The sequence below is a fragment of the Candidatus Amarolinea dominans genome (genome assembly GCF_016704685.1).
Lineage (GTDB): Bacteria > Chloroflexota > Anaerolineae > SSC4 > Amarolineaceae > Amarolinea > Amarolinea dominans.
On the sequence record NZ_JADIZS010000005.1, the window covers coordinates 124121 to 142502 of the forward strand.

At 63.5% G+C, this 18382-nt stretch carries 13 protein-coding genes; 6 read left to right on the plus strand and 7 right to left on the minus strand.

Annotated features, from left to right (window positions below):
- Nucleotide 1 precedes the first annotated feature (1 nt).
- Nucleotides 2–1207 (plus strand): class I SAM-dependent methyltransferase, encoded by a 1206-nt coding sequence (locus IPF85_RS04795; RefSeq protein ID WP_343406925.1) that lies wholly within the window; start codon nucleotides 2–4, stop codon nucleotides 1205–1207.
- Here the strand turns inward: IPF85_RS04795 and IPF85_RS04800 are convergent, their stop codons facing one another.
- From IPF85_RS04800 to lgt, 3 genes are all read right to left on the minus strand, one after another.
- Nucleotides 1208–2113: an isoaspartyl peptidase/L-asparaginase gene (locus IPF85_RS04800; RefSeq protein WP_343406926.1), complete on the minus strand. Its 906-nt coding sequence runs from the start codon at nucleotides 2111–2113 to the stop codon at nucleotides 1208–1210.
- A gap of 125 nt (nucleotides 2114–2238) precedes the next feature.
- Nucleotides 2239–3639 carry a S1 RNA-binding domain-containing protein gene (locus IPF85_RS04805; RefSeq protein WP_343406927.1) on the minus strand — a complete coding sequence of 467 codons (1401 nt, stop codon included), beginning with the start codon at nucleotides 3637–3639 and terminating at the stop codon, nucleotides 2239–2241.
- 398 nt (nucleotides 3640–4037) lie between these two features.
- Complete coding sequence (lgt, locus tag IPF85_RS04810; RefSeq protein ID WP_343406928.1) at nucleotides 4038–4883, minus strand: prolipoprotein diacylglyceryl transferase; 846 nt, start codon at nucleotides 4881–4883, stop codon at nucleotides 4038–4040.
- A 366-nt stretch (nucleotides 4884–5249) separates the two neighbouring features.
- Here lgt and IPF85_RS04815 point away from each other — a divergent pair, with 366 nt between their 5' ends.
- From IPF85_RS04815 to IPF85_RS04825, 3 genes are all read left to right on the plus strand, one after another.
- Entirely contained in the window at nucleotides 5250–8099 is a 2850-nt protein-coding gene (locus tag IPF85_RS04815; RefSeq protein ID WP_343406929.1) for a cation-translocating P-type ATPase, read from the plus strand.
- A gap of 259 nt (nucleotides 8100–8358) precedes the next feature.
- Nucleotides 8359–10617: an SdrD B-like domain-containing protein gene (locus IPF85_RS04820; protein WP_343406930.1), complete on the plus strand. Its 2259-nt coding sequence runs from the start codon at nucleotides 8359–8361 to the stop codon at nucleotides 10615–10617.
- 6 nt (nucleotides 10618–10623) lie between these two features.
- A complete protein-coding gene (locus tag IPF85_RS04825; protein ID WP_343406931.1) occupies nucleotides 10624–11658 on the plus strand; it encodes an AIR synthase related protein in 1035 nt (344 codons plus the stop codon).
- Nucleotides 11659–11847: 189 nt separating this feature from the next.
- Here the strand turns inward: IPF85_RS04825 and IPF85_RS04830 are convergent, their stop codons facing one another.
- From IPF85_RS04830 to IPF85_RS04840, 3 genes are all read right to left on the minus strand, one after another.
- Nucleotides 11848–13008 (minus strand): polymer-forming cytoskeletal protein, encoded by a 1161-nt coding sequence (locus IPF85_RS04830; protein ID WP_343406932.1) that lies wholly within the window; start codon nucleotides 13006–13008, stop codon nucleotides 11848–11850.
- 88 nt (nucleotides 13009–13096) lie between these two features.
- A complete protein-coding gene (locus IPF85_RS04835) occupies nucleotides 13097–13648 on the minus strand; it encodes a zf-HC2 domain-containing protein (RefSeq protein ID WP_343406933.1) in 552 nt (183 codons plus the stop codon).
- A 115-nt stretch (nucleotides 13649–13763) separates the two neighbouring features.
- Nucleotides 13764–14369 (minus strand): sigma-70 family RNA polymerase sigma factor, encoded by a 606-nt coding sequence (locus IPF85_RS04840; RefSeq protein ID WP_343406934.1) that lies wholly within the window; start codon nucleotides 14367–14369, stop codon nucleotides 13764–13766.
- Between the two features lie 328 nt (nucleotides 14370–14697).
- Here IPF85_RS04840 and amrB point away from each other — a divergent pair, with 328 nt between their 5' ends.
- On the plus strand, nucleotides 14698–15495 hold the full coding sequence (gene amrB / locus IPF85_RS04845; protein WP_343406935.1) for an AmmeMemoRadiSam system protein B: 798 nt from the start codon (nucleotides 14698–14700) through the stop codon (nucleotides 15493–15495).
- A gap of 49 nt (nucleotides 15496–15544) precedes the next feature.
- Entirely contained in the window at nucleotides 15545–16606 is a 1062-nt protein-coding gene (amrS, locus tag IPF85_RS04850) for an AmmeMemoRadiSam system radical SAM enzyme (RefSeq protein ID WP_343406936.1), read from the plus strand.
- 104 nt (nucleotides 16607–16710) lie between these two features.
- On the opposite strand, the gene IPF85_RS04855 is transcribed toward amrS, so the two are convergent.
- Nucleotides 16711–17841, minus strand: a complete 1131-nt coding sequence (locus IPF85_RS04855) for a sigma-70 family RNA polymerase sigma factor (protein WP_343406937.1) — start codon at nucleotides 17839–17841, stop codon at nucleotides 16711–16713.
- Nucleotides 17842–18382: the final 541 nt, after the last annotated feature.

Here is an 18382-nt window from a genome sequence, read left to right on the forward strand (position 1 = left end):
CATGAAAGAGCCGCACGTGGTGCTGAAGCCGGGCAAGGACAAGCCGCTGCGCCAGCGTCATCCCTGGGTGTTTTCCGGCGCGCTGGCGCACATCGTGGGGGAGCCGGCCGATGGGGACGTGGTGCCGGTACTCGATGCGAACGGGCAATGGCTGGCCCGCGGCTACCTCAACCGCCGTTCGCAGATCACGCTGCGCCTGCTGACCTGGCAGCAGGACGAGGCCGTGGACGACGAATTTTGGCGCCGTCGCCTGCAGCAGGCCATCCGTGCGCGTCAGGCCCTGGCCGCCAGTCAGACCACCGACGCCTATCGCCTGGTCAACGCCGAAAGCGACGGCTTGCCTGGCCTGATCGTTGACCGCTATGGCGACTGGCTGGTGGTGCAATTGCTGACGGTTGGTGTGGCGCAGCGCCAGGCCCTGCTTGTGCGCCTGCTGAACGAACTGCTGGCCCCGATGGGCATCTACGAACGCTCCGATGTGGATGTGCGCAGCCATGAGGGTTTACCGCCCGTCAGCGGGCTGCTGTCAGGCGCGGCGCCGCCGGCGCCGTTGTGGGTGTCCGAGAATGGACTCCAGTTTGGGGTCAGCCTGGCCGAGGGTCAAAAAACTGGCTTCTACCTGGATCAGCGCGAGAACCGTGCGCACTTCGCCGTCACGTTGGCAACGATGCCGGGTGCGCGGGTGTTGAACTGCTTTTCCTACAGCGGCGCCTTTGCCGTTTACGCGTTGACCGCGGGCGCTGCTCATGTCACCAACCTGGATAGTTCGTACGCCGCGCTCCTGTTGGCCGAGGAGAATCTGCGCCGCAACCGCTTCGACCCCGATACGCAGGCGGACGGTTTGGCGGGTGATGTCTTCCAGGTGCTGCGTGACCTGCGCGGCCAGCGGGCCAGTTTCGATGCCGTTATCCTCGATCCGCCCAAATTTGCCCATGCCCAGGCGCAGGTGTCCGCGGCTACGCGTGGTTACAAGGACATCAACCTGCTGGCGCTGCACCTGCTGCGTCCCGGCGGTTTACTGGCGACCTTCTCCTGCTCCGGCCTGGTCAGCGCCGATCTGTTCCAAAAAGTGATCTTCGGCGCTGCGCTCGATGCCGGCCGCGAGGCGCAGATCATCGGGCGCTTCACGCACAGCGCCGACCATCCCGTGCTCCTGAGCTTTCCGGAAGGGGAGTATCTCAAAGGGCTGCTCTGTCGTGTCTGGTAATTACGCGACGACGGTCGGTTCGGCCATGTCGCTATCCCACCAGGCATGCGTCATGCGCACCGAGTTGAACGCCGCGCCCACCCGGCCGTGGCGATCGAGGACGATCAGCCCGGCCCAGCCGCCCGTTCGTGCGGCCAGAAAGGCCAGGGCCGCCTGCGCGGCGGCCTGCGGATCAAGACCCCGCTCCAACGCTTCCACGGCGCGGCGCGCCAACACCACCCGTGCAATCGTCTCACCCCAGCCAGTGGTGACGCAGCCGCCGGCCTGACTGTCAGCATAATAACCACAGCCCGGCAGGGGTGAATCGCCCACGCGCCCTGGTTTTTTCCACGACATGCCACCGGTGGAGCAGGCCGCGGCCAGGTTGCCGTGGATATCGAGGGCCACCGCGCCCACTGTGTCGGCCACCGCGCCACGCTGCTCGGCCGCAAGGGTGGCAGCAAAGTTGGCCTGCTGCACATGCGCAAACTCCTGTGTGCGTGCAGGCGTCAGCAGCGCCTCGGTTGACACGGCGGCGACGCCCTGCGCCTGCGCAAAGGCCTGTGCGCCCTCGGCTGCGAACAGGATGTGCTCGCTCCTCTCCATGACCAGGCGGGCGACGGCAATGGGGTTGGCCACATGGGTGATGCTTGCCACGGCGCCCACGCGCAGATCGCGGCCATCCATCAGGCCGGCGTCCATCTCGATCGTGCCGGCGCTGGTCAGGCAGGAGCCGCGGCCGGCATTGAAGGCGGGCAAATCTTCCAGGATCATGACGGCCGCTTGCGCCGCATCCAGGGCCGACTCGCCGCGCGCCAGCAACGCATAGCCTGCCGTCACCGCTTGTCGAATTCCGGTCGCATGGGGGGCACGCTGGGCCTCGCGAATGTTGCCGGCGCCGCCATGAACGATGATGGCAAATGGCATTCGAATCTCCTTTTCGTTGCTGTGCGCAACGGACAAAAAGAACCGGTTTGCAGGCCGCTGGTAGAATCTACCTGGCTGCAAACCGGATCAAGGGCTTGTCAAGAAACAACGTTCAGTTCTTGGAATTACGCGGTCTGGCGCAAGCGCAACGTACGCACAACGATGTCTTCCTGCTCATTGCGGAAGTCGTCTGTCCGCCGGTGCTCGCGATCCTTTTCCGTGCGTTTCTGACGGCGGGTGTCCTGCTCCACATCCTGGTCCATGGCGGCCTGCAGGGCCAGGGCCATCGCAGTGGGGCCGGCTTCTTCGCCGTCCTTCAGATAGTCCAACCACTCCTCTTTCCCGCGCTCGCGTTGGTTACCGCCGCGGTCACGTCGGGGACGACGATCGCCGCGATCAGCGCCGTTGCTACCGCTGCTGTTGCTGCCGCCGCCACCACCGCCGCCGCGCTCAGCACGGTTACCGCCGCTGCGTGGCTCACGCTCGCGTCGAGCGCCGCCCATGTCGGGCATTTCTTCGTCGGACCGTCCGCGTCCGCGGCTGGCAGCCTCGCTCATGCGCGCACGGTCACTCATCTCCTCGAGCGTCGGCTCCGGTGGCGCTACCAGTGCGGTTTCTTCTGGTCGCAGCCCCTTCAGGCTGAGGTCAATGCGCTGGCGGCGGCGATCCAGGCTGACAATTCTAACCTCGACCTCATCGCCCACATTCGCCACATCTTCGACGCGGCGCACGAAGCCGTCTGACATCTCGCGGATGTGCAGCATGGCGTCACGGCCGATGCCGATATCCAGGAAGGCGGCGTAGGGCACGACTCGAGTCACGGTGCCAGTGACGAGATCGCCCTCTTGCAGGTCGCGGATGGTCTTGGTGCCCGGCTCGATCAGGGTCAGACTGATACGATTACGATCGCGGTCCAGTTCTTTGATCCACGCCTTGACCGGGTCGCCCTCTTTGAGGCGGTCACTGACCTTGCCCACGCGGCCGGTGGAGAGTTCAGAGATGTGAACTAAGCCATCGGTGCCCACGCCGATGTCAATGAACGCGCCAAACTCGGCGACGCGGCGTACCACACCGTCAATCTCCATGCCCACACTGAGAACTTTGACAACTTTTTTAGGTGGGATCACGCGAATGGGGAGGTTGCCAGGGCCATTACCGCGATTGCGGCGTCGGCGCCCGCTGCGCTCAGCGGAACCCTCCTGGGCTTCGGGTCTTTCGGTCTCATCCGGAGTCTCTGTCACTGTGACCGCCGTGTCTTCTTCTGCGGCTGGCGCCACGACTGCGCTCATCGTGTCAGCGGAACCCTCCTGGGCGTTGGGTTTCCTGGTCTCATCCGGAGTCTCTGTCACTGTGACCGCCGTGGCTTCTTCTGCGGCTGCTGCCACGACTGCGCTCATCGTGTCAGCAGAACCCTCCTGGGCGTTGGGTTTCCTGGTCTCATCGGGAGTCTCTGTCACTGCGGCCGCAATGGTTTCTTCTGCGGCTGGTGTCACGACTACGCTCATCGTGTCACTGGAGGCGGTCATGTCGTTTGGTTCCTGAAGATTTTCCTGCACTGTGCTTCCTCACTTCATACCCAGGCGCCGCTGTGAAAGACGGCGCCTGACTCATTTCTCACACCCATGGGTACCAGGATCAAGAATTTTTGACTGTCTGGTTCAACGGCCCACGGGGTGGCAGTGTTCTGACACTTATTCAATTCTCGTTCCTCGCGCCATTCATGCGCGCTGGCCATGCCGAAGCGAGTGCTTGAGTTGACTCTTGTCCACGCAAGGAAGAGCACTGCATGATCAACGGATATGGTGGGCATAGGGGCGTGCGAACAATTATACTATTCTAGCAATTAACGTGGGCCATTATACAGACGTTCGTGCCTCATGTCAAACCCACAAACCGCCCTTGTCAAGCCAATGGCCCCTGTCAGTCAGGCTACCGGTTCACCCGTGGGAGGCGGAGATGCGGCCCGGCGCAGGCGATAGGTGAACACCGCCAAGCCGGCCAGACCCGCGGCCAGCGAAAAAAACTGTCCCAACGTCAAACCCAGGGCCAGCGGCGTGCCCAGGCGGATAAACTCGACCAGAAACCGTCCGAGCGGATAGGCCACGACGTAGAGGTTGAAAATGGAGCCGGGCGGCCATTGCCTGGAGAAGCGCCGTGCCAGCCACAGCAGAACCAAGCCAACGCCCAGATTCCAGAGCGATTCGTACAAAAAGGTAGGATGAAAGCGCGCGGCTTCGGTAAACTCGCCCAGGGGTGGGCACAGATACGGAGAGATGCGATGCGCACAGTCAATGGCAATACCCCAGGGCAGATTGGTAGGCCCGCCGTACAGTTCTTGATTGAAAAAATTGCCCCAACGGCCCACGGCCTGGGCAAACGGGAGGCCCACGATGGCGATGTCGGTCCATGACCAGAAGGGGAGGCGTTGGCGCCGCGTGTACAGGTAGAACGCCAGCAGCCCGCCACCCAACGCACCGAAGATGCCCACACCACCTTCGCGGGTATTGATGATGCTCAAGGGATTGGCGAGATACCCTTGCAGGTAAGCCGGGTTTTCCAGGGATGCGGTGATCACAAATTGTAGCCGGGCGCCGATAATGCCGCCGATAAGGCACCACATGAAGACCGACCAAATATGATCGGGGTCCTGCCCCCGCCGTTTCGCCTCGCGGCTGTCAATGTAGGCCGCGGCCACGGCACCGACCACAATCAGCAGGCCATACCAACGCACCAGGGCTACCGAACCGATTCGAATTGCAACGGGATCCACGCCTGTCCTCCATTCATGTAACTGCTCAGCAGAGCGATTGAAATCGCGCCTCAAGGGCGTAGCGGCCGGGCGTCCACCTTCGTGGACGCGATGCCGGTCGGCGCAGGCCGACCTGGCGGCGGAACGCCCCTTCGGCGGCTGGCGGAACGCCCCTTCGCCCCGAATTCATTCGGGGCCGCATTGTAACCCTGTCCGTGTGCCTTGTCAAAGATGCCAACAGACCGGGCTGCGTGATTTGAGGGCCGTTGATCTTGTGGTATACTGCGCTGAACTCTGGTCAGAACACAGTCGAGCTTGCACAAGGCAAGCTCTCTCAAGGCAAACTCTCTCAAGGCAAAAAGGGAACGTTGAAAAAGGAAACGTTGGATGGAGCCAGATAACAAGGCCATTTCATGGCACAGCCAGCCCGTCGAATCTGTCGTCTCCCATTTGGAAACGCGTTTGGACAGCGGCCTGACGGCATCAGAAGCCGGCGCTCGCCTGCTGCGCGACGGCCCGAACGATCTGCGTGAGCACCCGCGACCCCCATTTTGGAAACTCGTCCTGGAACAACTGAACAGTTTCGTGGTGCTCCTTCTGATTGCCGCCAGCGTCATCTCGGCGCTGCTCGGTGACTGGGTGGAGGCCGGGCTGATCATGACCATCGTGGTGCTCAACTCGATCCTGGGCGTGGTGCAGGAGAGCCGGGCGGAACAGGCCCTGGCCGCGCTGAAGAAGATGGCCGCGCCCGAAGCCGACGTGCTGCGCGACGGGCATCGTCTCAAAACACCCGCGCGCGAGTTGGTGAAGGGCGATGTCGTCCTGCTTGAAGCAGGCAACTATGTGCCGGCCGATTTACGCCTGGCTGAGACGGTCAATCTCAAAATTGACGAGGCCTCCCTCACCGGGGAATCGGTTGCCGTAGATAAGCACGCCAGCATGACCCTGGTCGGCGATATTCCACTCGGCGATCGCCGCAACAGCGCCTACATGAGCTCCCTCGTCACCTATGGTCGCGGCAAGGGCGTGGTGGTCAGCACCGGCATGCAGACCCAAATCGGCCTCATCGCCGACATGATCCAGTCGTTCGAACAAGAACAGACTCCGCTGCAGCGTAAGCTGGAAGAACTGGCCAAGACGCTGAGCACTGCCGCGCTGGTCATCTGTCTCGGTGTTTTCCTGGTCTCCGTGATTCGCGACACCGACCTGGGTCTCCTGCTGGCGGCCGACGGCGGCATCATGGTCTATCTGCGCACCTTCCAGTCCAAGCTGGTCGAGGTCTTCCTGATTGCGGTCAGCCTGGCCATTGCCGCCGTGCCCGAAGGCTTACCGGCCATTGTCACCATCAGCCTGGCGCTGGGCATGCGCGAGATGATCCGCCGCCATGCCTTGATTCGCAAACTGTCCGCAGTGGAAACCCTCGGTTCGGCCACGGTGATCTGTTCCGATAAGACGGGCACTCTGACCCAAAACGAGATGACGGTCGTGCGTCTGTGGGTACACCATGCTGAGGTGACGGTGGAGGGTCAGGGCTATCAGCCGGAGGGCATCTTCCGCCGCCCGGACTATGACAATCGCCAGGTTGAGGTGCGCGATGATGTGGAAGTGGCCGGCCTCCTGTGGGCCGGCGCGTTGGTCAACGATGCCGAGTTGGAGGAGTCCGGCCGCAGCGATGACAAGGTCACCTACCGCATGGTCGGAGACCCCACCGAAGGCGCGCTCCTTGTGGCCGCGGCCAAGGCCGATCTGTGGCGCCACCAACTGGAGCAGAGCTACCCTCGCGTGGCCGAGGTGCCATTCGACGCCGATCGCAAGCGCATGAGTACGGTACACAGGCTGCAGGTGGTGACCGAAGATGACGGCAGCCCATTCCAGCCGGGGGCAACCGGCTATGTGGTCTGTGTCAAGGGTGCGCCTGACCTGCTGCTGCAACAATCCACGCACCTTCTGCACCGCAAAGGCCCCCTGCGCCTGGAAGAGCATGACTATCACGAGATTGAGGCCGGTAACTCGCGCCTGGCTGCGCAGGCGTTGCGCGTGCTGGGCGTGGCCTACCGCTACCTGCCTGAACTACCAGACGCCATAACGGCTGATGCCCTGGAGCATGACCTGGTTTTCATTGGCCTGGTGGGTATGATTGACCCGCCGCGACCGGAAGTGGCCCCGGCTGTGGTCAAGGCGCGCGCGGCCGGCATCCGCACGGTGATGATTACGGGTGACTATTCGTTGACCGCGCAGGCCATTGCCCAAACGATCGGCCTGCTGCGGAGTGATGGGCAGATTCACACCGGCGCCGAACTCGATGCGATGACGGATGAACAGCTCCAGCGCGTGATCGAACACACCGACGTGTTCGCCCGCGTCAGCCCCCAGCATAAGGTGCGCATTGTTGAGGCGTTCAAGGCGTGTGACCATGTGGTGGCTATGACCGGCGATGGCGTCAATGATGCGCCGGCGCTCAAGCGCGCCAACATCGGCGTGGCGATGGGCATCACCGGCACCGATGTGAGCAAAGAGACGGCCGACATGGTGCTGACCGACGACAACTACGTTTCGATCGTGGGCGCTGTGGAGCAGGGCCGCATTATCTATGGCAACATCCGTAAGTTTGTCTTCTACCTGCTGAGCTGCAATGTGGCCGAGGTGGCCATTATCTTCATCGCGGCGCTGGCCGGCTGGCCGCCGCCGTTGACGGCCATTCAACTGCTGTGGCTCAACTTGTTGACCGATGGCGCGCCCGCGCTGGCCCTGGGCATGGAGAAGGGCGATCCCGATGTCATGCAACAGCCCCCGCGCCCTGCGCGTGAACCCATCGTTAACCGCGTCATGCTCGTGCGCATTGCCATTATGACCGTCGCGCTGACCACGGTTGTGTTGACGGCTTTTTGGATTGGCCTGCAGGAACATGGCAAAGACCTGGCCGAGACCATGGCCTTTGCGACTCTGGCCCTGGCCGAACTGCCCATCGCCTATACGACGCGCTCCGAACGTTACCCGCTCGCGCGCCTGGGCCTGTTCACGAACAAATGGATGCAGGCGGCCGTTGCGGTCTCCGCGTTGCTGACCGTGGCGGTGATCTTTGTGCCGTTCCTCAACGGGCCGTTCAACACCGTGCCCCTGACCCTGGCGCAGTGGGAACTCGTGATCCCGCTGGCTCTCATTCCGGCCCTGGTGGCTGAGGCCAGCAAGTTTGTCTTGCGCGTTGGTGACCGGCGCCGGCAGCACGCCAGCGCCTGATATGCTGCAAGCGCAGGAATTCCAAATGTGGTCGCTGAAGACATCTCTGCGCCATTGTGTGGCGCATCTGCGCCATTGTGTGGCGCATGGAATGAAGGCTTTAGCCGGTTATTGGGCACTTGAGAACCCTGTGGCAGACCGGCTGAAGCCTCGATTCCGGGACCATTTGGAATTCCTGATTTGTTCCGGGTGCAGGCGAATGGCAAAATAGACCTTAGCGGGAATGACGCCGGTGCCACTACTTTTTGGAGGTTAGATCATGGCTATACGCTTACACCTTTTGCTCATTGGCGCCTGCCTTTTCGGTCTGCAAGCGGCCGTCGGCGCTTTTACTCTGTCTGGCTCACGTTCAGCCGCGGCCGCGCCGCTTGCTTTCTGGGCCGTGCAATACCAGGCCCCGGCGGGCATCACCCTGCGCGGCATTCGCATGTTGACGACTGACCTGGGCTATGCCGTGGGCGGCCCCGACTGGGGATTCCAGGGCGATCCTTACGTCCTCAAGACAACCAACGGCGGCGCGTCCTGGGCGCGCATCAACCTGCCTGCGCAGATTTCGGGCTGGCAAGGCGGCATTGATTGCCTTTCCACCGTGACCTGCCTGAGCGTGGGCATCACCGGCCAGGCCATTCGCACCAGCGACGGCGGCGTCACTTGGGCGCTCTCTGCCATGCCCAACTACGGCGGCTATCTCTACACCGCTTACCTGGCTAACAGCAGCCTGGTGCTCGCTGGCGGCACCAATGGCCATTCGTTCCGTTCCACCAACGGCGGCGCCAGTTGGCATGAGTTCTTTCCCGGCGGCAGTGTGGTGATTTGGGAGTTCGCCTGTTTTGGCAGCACCTGCTATGGCGCCGGTAATGGCGCCACCATGGCCATTTCAACCGACAGCGGCGCCTCCTGGACGCGACGCTTTGCGCCGCAGGGCGACCTGCTCGGCCTGCACTTTTTCAGCGCCAGCACCGGCTACTTCGCCGGCCAGGGCGGCCTGATCTACTACACCACCAATGCCGGCCTCAGCTTCACTACCCAGATGTCTATCAATAGCGTTGATCTGTTCGACATCGAGATGGTCAACACGCAGGAAGGGTGGGCCGTGGGCGGCTATCGCGTGGGCGGTGAGAATTACGACGGCCGCATGTATCACACCATGAACGGTGGGGGCGCCTGGACGCGCATCACCGACATTCCCGCCACGGCGCTGATTTGGGAAGCCGACTTTGTGGACGCCAGCCACGGCTGGGCCGTGACGCACGACGGCAAGATCCTGGCCTACAGCGCCGGCCCCGCCGCCACCCCCACCGTCACTCCCACCTCTCCCACCTCTACTATGTCGCCGACACCGACGCCCACGCGCACCCCCACTATTTTGCCGACGCCGACGGCCACGCCCACCGGAACACCAACGCCCCTGCCCAACAGCGGACACGTAGGCGGCGTTGTCTTTGACGACCTGGACGGCAACGGCATGCGGGATGTTGGCGAGCCGGGGCTGGCCGCGGCCCTGGTAGATCTGTTGTTGCCTGGGGGCGGGCTGGTCAGCCGCTTCACCACGGGCGCTGACGGCGCGTTCATCTTTCGCGATGTGACGGCCGGCGCCTATCGTTTGCAGGAGACCGATCCGCCCGGCTACACTTCACCGCCGTCATCTAACCTGGTGGATTTTGAACTGCTGGCCGGCGCTACCCGCCTTTTCGATTTCCCGGATACCCGGATTCCCCCCACGGATGTGCCCACCCCAACCGCCACGCAAACGCCCACGCCGACGCCTACCGCGACGCCCACGCCCAACACGACGGTGCTGTGGGGGCAGGTGATAGCCGGCAACGATGACGCCACGCAGCGTCTCGGCAGCGGCCTGGTTGATCTTGCCAGCATTGTCTTGCGCCTGGGCAATTCGGCCGGCAATCACCTGGTGAGCGGCGCGCGCTTTGCCCAGGTGGACATTCCTTTCCATGTGCGCATTACGCAGGCGGCCGTCTTGCTCTATCGTAGCTACCACCCCGCGGCTTTTCCATCCGTGACGCTGAAGATCGAAGGCGCCGCGCTCGATAACCCGGCCAACTTTGCCACCATGCCGCCGCTGCAAATGCCGCGCACCGCGGCCAATGTCCCCTGGACGGTGACAAGCACCGAGCCGCTCGATTGGGCCTCCTCGCCTGACCTCAGCCGCGTGGTGCAGGAAGTGGTCAACCGGCCGGCCTGGCAGAGCGGCAACGCGCTGGCGCTGCTGTTGACGAGCGACCCCGCCAATGCCGGCTACTTCGATGCCCTGGCGTACGAGGGCAATCCGGTGTTCGCGGCCAAGCTGAGCGTGACCTATGCGGCGTGCCTGGCGGCCGACATTGATTGCAGTTGCCAGGTGGGCGTCAATGACCTGTTGGCCGTGGCCGCGCACTTTGGCCTGGTCAGCAGCGATCCGGCCTGGAACCGTTTGTACGACCTGGCGCCCGATGGCGTGATTGACGTGGCCGATGTGGCTGCCGCGGCCGGCGCGTGGGGCCAGTGGGGGTGCCAGTAGGCCATCATGACCATGCTTTCAACGGGCAAGCTGCCGCCCGCGCTGCTCGATCGCCTGCTGCACCGCTTCAGCCTGCCCGATGAGCGTTTGCTGGTTGGCCCGCGCAGCGGTGAGGATGCGGCCGTCATTGACTTCCGGACAACAGCCCTGCCGCCGGCCGGCTCCCTGCTGATTGCCAAGACCGATCCCATCACCTTCGCCACCGATGAGATCGGCTGGTATGCGGTTCATGTCAATGCCAACGATGTGGCGACGATGGGCGCACGGCCGCGCTGGTTTCTGGCCACGGTGCTGTTGCCGGCCGGGCAGACCAGCGTGGCGTTGGTGGAATCCATCTTCGCGCAGATCCATGCGGCTTGCGCCGACCTGGGCATCGCGCTGGCCGGGGGCCACACTGAGATCACCCACGGCCTCGACCGCCCCCTCGTCTGCGGCACGCTCCTGGGCGAGGTGGCGCCCAACGACCTGGTGATGACGGCCGGCGCGCAGGTTGGCGATGCGGTGCTTTTCATCCGCCAGGCGCCCATTGAAGGCGCTGCGCTGATTGCCCGTGAAAAAGCCGCTGATCTGCGCCGCCGCGGCGTGGACGAGGCTTTCATCGGTCGCGTGCAGGGCTTTCTGCACGACCCCGGCATCAGCGTGGTGCGCGCCGCACAGCTCGTGTGCAGCCAGGCGCCGGTTCACTCGCTGCACGATCCGACCGAAGGCGGTGTGGCTACCGGCCTGTGGGAGGTTGCGGCCGCGGCCAGCGTCGGTCTGCAGGTTGATCTGGCCCTGGTCCCGCTGCTGCCCGAAGCGGTGACGCTGGGCCAGATCTACGGTCTCGACCCGCTGGGCATGATCGCCAGCGGTGGCTTGCTGGCGACGGTGGCGCCTGCCGATGTGGCCGCGCTGGCGGTCGCCTGTCACGCGGCCGCCATTCCGTTCGCCCGCATCGGCCAGGTGGTGCCCGCAGCCCAGGGGGTGCAGGAATGGCACCCGCAGCGCGGCTGGGTGCCGCTGCGCGAGTTCGGCGCCGATGAACTGACGAAGATCTTCTGAATACCAGAAACCCGGTTTCTCGTAACTGATGGGCCTGCCTGGAATTCAGACAGGATTCACAGGATTGACAGGATATTCGAACTCTCGTGGCGGTAGTTTTGCACACCACAGGAGAACGCCTGTTCATCCTGTCAAATCAACGCAGGGTGAGCAGTTACGGTTTCTCACAGAAACCGGGTTCCTTTGATTCTACGCCGGCGGCGGCTCGTTTTCGGCGGCGGCCCGCAGGTCGTCTTCCAGGTCGCTTAGAAAAGCGGACGGCTCTGCGTTTTCTCCGAAAACGCAGAGCGCATCGTCCGTCGTTGACATAAGCGCTTGCTCACCCGCGGCGACCGATGGCTGCGCGGGCGCCAGGGGCAACTGCGCGACCGGCGGTTGTGAACCTGGCGGTGTGGCTGTCGTGCTGCGATAGGTTTGCGTGCCGAAGCGCGTCAGCACGATGGCGCCCAGGCCGAGCGCTGTGATGATGAACCAGAAGAGCCAGCCCAGGCATGGCACCGCGCGCCAGAGCAGCGTAATCAGGATGATGCCCAGGATGGCCTCCAGCAGCGGGCTGGGATTGCGCAGCTTGAACGCTTCCAGGATGCGTTGACCCACCAGCCACCCTAGCGCCACCCAGGAGAAGACCCAGGCCACCGCCGCCACCAGCATCAGCAGGAGCGCGATCGGCGCCAGACAGATGGTGACGGTCAGGATGGCCGCCAGGCCAAGCACGATCAGCAAGGTCAGTACACCGACGCCAAAGGTGACCCCTGGCGCGGCCACGGCCGCATTCGCCACGCGTTCCGTCGGCTGCGGGAACATGACCATGGCCAGCAGACCGAGCGCGGCCAGGGCCAGGGCCAAGCCGATGGCGCCCATCACTTGCCAGAAGTAGTTCAGGATGGCGCGCAAGACCGATGGCGGCTGCGGCGCCTGCGGTACGGTCATGGTAGGCGGTTGGAAAGTATCCTGATTGCCAAAACCTTCGACCAACTGGCCGGTGATGACCGCGCCCTCGGCCTGCGTCAAGGCGCCGCCAAAGGTGGCTACGTCTCCTTCCACCACGGCCGTCTCCTGCAAGGTGACACTGCCGCCAAACACGGCCACGTCGCCGTTGATGCTGCCGCCAACCGTCAGCGAGCCGCCGGCAACCGCGACGTTGCCGTTGACCGCCGCGCCCTCTGCGATGAGCGCACTGCCGCCGAGCACAGCCAGGTCGCCCTGCAGCTGCTCTCCGGCAGCCAGCACGTAGCTCTGGCCGACGATGACCTTGCCGCCGCCGCCGTCCTGGGCCAGGGCCGGCGCCACACTGACGAAGAGCAGCGCGGCCAACACGCTGAGGACAGCGAGTATTCGTTTCGAAAACATAGAAAGTACCTCCTCTTGATCTGCGGGAGCTTCAAGTTTGGCAAGCAATCCGACGGATTGCGTCACAAGGCTATTTTCAGGTCAACTCTTAGCCGGGCAGGGCGGACAAGCGACCGCGCTGCCAGTTGACCAACTGCGCCCAGATCACCGCCATGATGAGCAGGCCGCTGCCCAGGGTGATAGACAGCACGGGCGTCGGAATCTGCAGCAGCCCATTGATGAAAAGGCGCAGCGTGACGGTCAGTGGTTGCAGGGTGTGCGCCAGGCGCACGGCAAATTGCACCACCGAGCCGGCCCAAGCCGGATGCGCACTGACCCAGGAGACGCCGAAGATCAGCCCAACCAGGGCAATGAGGCTCCACAGCGAGACCGAGCCGGTCAGCAGGACGACGCCGCCCAGCAGACCGCGGCGGGCGGCCCGGCGCTGCTGCAGGCGCTTTTCGAACCGCTGCACAAAACCGGGCGCAGGCCCAATGAGCGGCGCCTGCGCGAAGCGATTGCCCAGGACGTGCCAGGCGTCCCATTCTTGCCTGCACGTTGGGCAGCCGGTCAGGTGCTCCCGCGCGTCTGCTTGTTCCTGGGGCGAGAGGCGCCTGTCCAGGGCTAGTGAGATCTGTTCTGTTGAGATGTGCGTGTGCATCAGAAATACCCCTCTGTGATAGGTCTTTGGGACTTCCCGTGATGTACCCATACTGGTGCGCGACCGTCCAATCCATAGGGTGTTGGGGTCTTCCACGGGAAGTCCCAAAGACCCTTTACAGAACTTGCACCACGCCAGACTGGCGGGGGGCAGTGGTGACGGCGGACGCTGGCCGCTTCGTCAGGTGTTCGGCCATCTGCAGGCGTGCTCGATGCAGCCTGGACTTGACCGCGGCTTCGGTGATGCCCATGACGCCGGCAATCTCCGCGTATGACAGGTCATGCCAATAGCGCAAGATCAACGGCAGGCGATAGGTTGGCTCCAGCCGATCGAGTTGGGCGCGCACCTCGTCGCCAGCCTCACGGCGCAGGGCCGATTCATCCGGCCGGCCGCTGCTGCTGGCTAACCATTCCAGGGCGGGGTTGTCCTCGATGGATAGCCACGTGAAGCGGCGCCGGCGCAGCCGGTCAATGCACTGGTGCGATGTGATCGAAAGCAGCCAGGTTGAAAACTTGTGGCTGCGATCATAGGTCTGCAAGCGCGTCAAGGCTTTCAGAAACGCGTCCTGCGCGGCTTCTTCGGCTTCGCCTGGATTGCCCAACATGCGGTAGGCCAGGTTGAACACCGGCGCCTGGTACACCTCCACCAGTCGGCCAAAAGCCTGTTGATTCCCTGCCAGCGCCTGGTTTAGCCAGGCTTGTTCTTGTTCTGGATTGCTCACGTTTCCGTCCTGAGAAAGAATGACTCTACCGGGCATCAAGGGTCTTTGGGACTTCCCGTGACGAGTTCCTACCCGTAGTGGTGCGCGACCGCCCAATCCACAGGGTGTTGGGGTCTTCCATCGGAGCCGCGCTTGCCCCAGATGGGAAGTCCCAAAGACCTCTCGCCGTGTATCATCCACAGTTCTGATACGCACGGCTTGCGCAAAGGTTTCAGTCGTCGGCCCCCTATTCGCGCTTGACAACCGGCGGGGACACGTGTAAGCTACGGTCAGTGCCCTCTGCGTTTTCTCCGAAAACGCATTGGTTGCCTGGGAAACGAGGTGCAACATGAATGGGATCAGGCCGCCCGCGGTGGCCGGGCTGTTCTACCCGGCCGCGGCTGACGAGCTGCGTCGCCAGGTGCAGCAGTTGTTGGCGCAGGCCGAGGCCCCTGCGCTGACCGGCATCCGGGCGTTGATCGTGCCTCATGCCGGGTTCCGTTATTCTGGCGTCATTGCGGCCTCTGCTTTCAAGCCGTTGGCCGCCCTGGCCGGCCAGATCGGCGCCGTTGTTCTATTCGGCCCCGCGCACCGTGTACCCTTCGATGGCGTGGCGCTCAGCGCGTTTGCGGCCTTTGCCACTCCGCTCGGCCCCGTGCCCGTGGACCTGGAAGTTCGGGCACAGCTCCTGGACTATGGGCCGCCCTTTGTCACCTTTGAACGGCCGCATGAGCCTGAGCACTGCCTGGAAGTGGAACTGCCCTTCCTGCAGGTGGTGCTGCCCGCGGCGCGCATCGTGCCCCTACTGTGCGGCGATGTGGAACCGCGCGACGCGGCGCCGGCCCTGGTCAACGCACTGCGCACGACCGGCGACGCCATCTTGATCGTCAGCTCCGATCTCAGTCACTATCACCCCTACGCGCAGGCCACAGTGCTTGACCGCGCCCTGCTGACTGCCCTGTTGGCTGGGGATGACGCGGGCGTGCGACGCAAGCAGGCCTGCGGCATGTTGCCTATCCTGACCTTGATGGAGATTGCACGCCAATGTGCCTGGCAACCGCATCTGCTCGACTATCGCAACTCCGGCGATACAGCCGGCGACCGCAGCACGGTGGTTGGTTATGCGGCCGTGGCCTACACTGGCTGAAGGCTGAAGCCGCACAGGGCACCGGCTGTCGTGACGAAAGGAAGTAGACATGAAACAGGAGAGCCTCGCGCTGCGCCTCGACCGCCTGACCGAGCCGGGTTTGCTGGTGGAACCGTTGACCGCCAAACCAGGCTGGGTACGTTGCCTGGCGTGCGCCCATCAGTGTAAGATTGGCCCTGGCCGACGTGGCATCTGCCAGGTGCGCTTCAACGCCGACGGCGTCTTGCGTGTGCCGTTTGGCTACGTAGCCGGTTTGCAGTGTGATCCGGTGGAGAAGAAGCCGTTCAATCATGTTTTGCCCGGCAGCCAGGCGCTGACCTTCGGCATGCTCGGCTGCGATCTGCACTGTGACTATTGCCAGAACTGGCTGACCTCGCAGGCGCTGCGTGATGACCTGGCTGGCGCCTCCCCGCAGACCATCACGGCTGCAGAGATTGCGGCCGCTGGTCAACGCCTGGGCGCCGCGCTGGTGGTCAGTTCCTACAACGAACCGCTCATCACCAGCGAATGGGCCGTAGCCGTGTTCAAAGCGGCCCGCCAGCGTGGCCTGCACACGGCCTTTGTTTCCAACGGCAACGCCACGCGTGCCGTTCTCACTTTTTTGCGGCCCTGGGTTGACGCGTACAAGATTGACCTGAAGACCATGCATGACCGCCGCTACCGTCAGCTTGGGGCCGTGCTTGCTGATGTCCTGGACGGGATTCGCCTGGTGTTCGAACTGGGGTTCTGGCTCGAAATCGTCACGTTGGTGGTGCCCGGTTTCAATGATGATCCCGGTGAGCTGGCCGCGGCCGCGGAGTTCATCGTCGGCCTGTCGCCTGACATTCCCTGGCATGTCACCGCGTTTCACCAGGACTATCGCATGCGTGATCCGGCCCACACGGTTGCGCAGGACTTGGTCCGTGCGGCCGAGATTGGGCGCAAGGCCGGGTTACGCTATGTCTACGCCGGGAATCTGCCGGGGCGTCTGGGTGATTGGGAACATACCGTTTGTCCGCAGTGTCAGGCCCGCCTGGTGACGCGCCGAGGTTTTCAGATTCTGGAGCAACGTATCGGGGCCGACGGTTGTTGTCCGCAGTGCGGGCTGGCGGTGCCCGGCATCTGGCGCTGAGCCTGTTTTCGACATAGAACAGATGTTTCCATACAACAGCTTCTTGTGGCAAGTGCCTGACGACCTACTACCCATTGGGGTGTCGAAAACAGGCTGAGAGTGCATCAGCGGCGGCGCTGATAGCCTTTCAAGCGGCGGCCGATGCGGGGGTGGCGCAGTTTGCGCAGGGCGCGCATTTCAAGTTGACGCACCCGCTCCCGCGTCACGCCCATCAACACACCCACTTCTTTCAACGTATGCACACGCTCGCCGTCCAGGCCATAACGCAGGCGCAGGACTTCGGCCTCGCGTGGTTTGAGGTCGGCCAGGACGGCTGCCACATCATCGCGCAGTAGGCGCTGCGCGGCTAGTTCGGACGGGGCCAGGCTGTTCTCGTCTTCGATCAGATCGGCCAGGCTGCTGCCATCCGACTCCCCCTCGCGAATGGGCTGGTCGAGTGAAACCGCCTGCTGGCCCATGTTCTGCAGCCGCTGCACCTGGCGCGGGGTCAATCCCAGTTCGGCCGCCAGCTCGTGCGCGTTGGGGGTGCGCCCCAGGGTTTGCTGCAATTCCTGGGCCACCTTGCGCAGTTTGCGCTCGCGCTCGCCCGCGTGGATGGGCACGCGGATGGTGCGGCTCAGGTTGGCCACGGCACGGATGATGGATTGGCGAATCCACCACATGGCATAGGTGGACAGGCGATTGCCTTTGGCCGGATCGAAACGCTCGATCGAGCGCATCAGGCCCAGGTTGCCTTCTTGAATCAGGTCGAGGAAGGGCACGCCCAGGCCACGATAACGCTTGGCGACACTGATGACCAGGCGCTGGTTGGCCTTGATCAGGGTCTCGCGAGCCATGTCGGAGACCAGAAGATCTGCCCGAAGCTGACGCTTGCGCTCCAGGGTCAGGTTGCCGTTGTCCAACTCGGCCTTGAGCGCCTCACCGCGCGTCACGTCACGCGCCAGCTTCATTTCTTGCTCGGCAGTCAGCAGGGGGGTAAGGCCCATCTCGCGCAGATAGAGAGCCAACGGATCCGCACCGGCGCTGCCCAGTGAGGCCGTCTGGTACTCTTCTTCGCCCTCGATGTCAACCTCGACCTCCACCCCGGCGTCGGCCTCGGCCTGTTCGGCCAGTTGGATACCGGCAGCCTTGAGCGCGGCCAAGACATCTTCCCAGCTTTCTGGGTCTTTATTGGCGTTGGGAAACGAGCGCAGGACATCTTCCAGGGACACCCGGCTGTCGCGTACACGCGCCATGAGGGACTCTGGTAATCTGAACTGACCGCCCCCGGTAGGGCTTCGGGCCATGCCAACCTCGATCTTGTGTGAATCTGAACTGGGCTACTACGGCAACTATTGTACCACAGGTGCCATAGGACATGGCAAATTGGCGCCGCGCCTGTGAAGTCAGGTAGAGCCTGGGAGGAAAAGCCCAAATCAATGGCGCCATACGTGACCACTTGACAAAGCGCAAGGCGTGTGGTAAATTCGCCCTGACATCCGATACAACGATCAGCGATGAACCGGAAGAGTAGCTGCCAAAGCGAGTTCCAGAGAGTCTCCACCGGGTGGAACGGGGATAACGGCGCAGGCAGGGAATGGACCGGGGAGCTGCGTACTGAAGGCTTCAGGCCTGTAGGCTACGCCGGAGACGCCACCGTTACCAGGGCGCGCGATATCGAACCTCGTCATGGACGATGAGGGTTCTGTATCTGGCGAGTGAGGCTGACCAACCGGCCCTGGCGCAACCACCCAGGCCTGCGGTTGGACGCCTAAGCGGGGTGGCACCGCGGGAGAC

Coding starts and splice junctions, on each gene's coding strand:
- IPF85_RS04830 (WP_343406932.1), bottom strand. CDS start 13,008: ATGTTTTCGAAACGAATACTCGCTGTCCTCAGCGTGTTGGCCGCGCTG.
- amrS (WP_343406936.1), top strand. CDS start 15,545: ATGAAACAGGAGAGCCTCGCGCTGCGCCTCGACCGCCTGACCGAGCCG.
- IPF85_RS04815 (WP_343406929.1), top strand. CDS start 5,250: ATGGAGCCAGATAACAAGGCCATTTCATGGCACAGCCAGCCCGTCGAA.
- IPF85_RS04855 (WP_343406937.1), bottom strand. CDS start 17,841: ATGGCGCGTGTACGCGACAGCCGGGTGTCCCTGGAAGATGTCCTGCGC.
- IPF85_RS04820 (WP_343406930.1), top strand. CDS start 8,359: ATGGCTATACGCTTACACCTTTTGCTCATTGGCGCCTGCCTTTTCGGT.
- IPF85_RS04835 (WP_343406933.1), bottom strand. CDS start 13,648: ATGCACACGCACATCTCAACAGAACAGATCTCACTAGCCCTGGACAGG.
- IPF85_RS04795 (WP_343406925.1), top strand. CDS start 2: ATGAAAGAGCCGCACGTGGTGCTGAAGCCGGGCAAGGACAAGCCGCTG.
- IPF85_RS04805 (WP_343406927.1), bottom strand. CDS start 3,639: ATGACCGCCTCCAGTGACACGATGAGCGTAGTCGTGACACCAGCCGCA.
- IPF85_RS04825 (WP_343406931.1), top strand. CDS start 10,624: ATGACCATGCTTTCAACGGGCAAGCTGCCGCCCGCGCTGCTCGATCGC.
- amrB (WP_343406935.1), top strand. CDS start 14,698: ATGAATGGGATCAGGCCGCCCGCGGTGGCCGGGCTGTTCTACCCGGCC.
- IPF85_RS04800 (WP_343406926.1), bottom strand. CDS start 2,113: ATGCCATTTGCCATCATCGTTCATGGCGGCGCCGGCAACATTCGCGAG.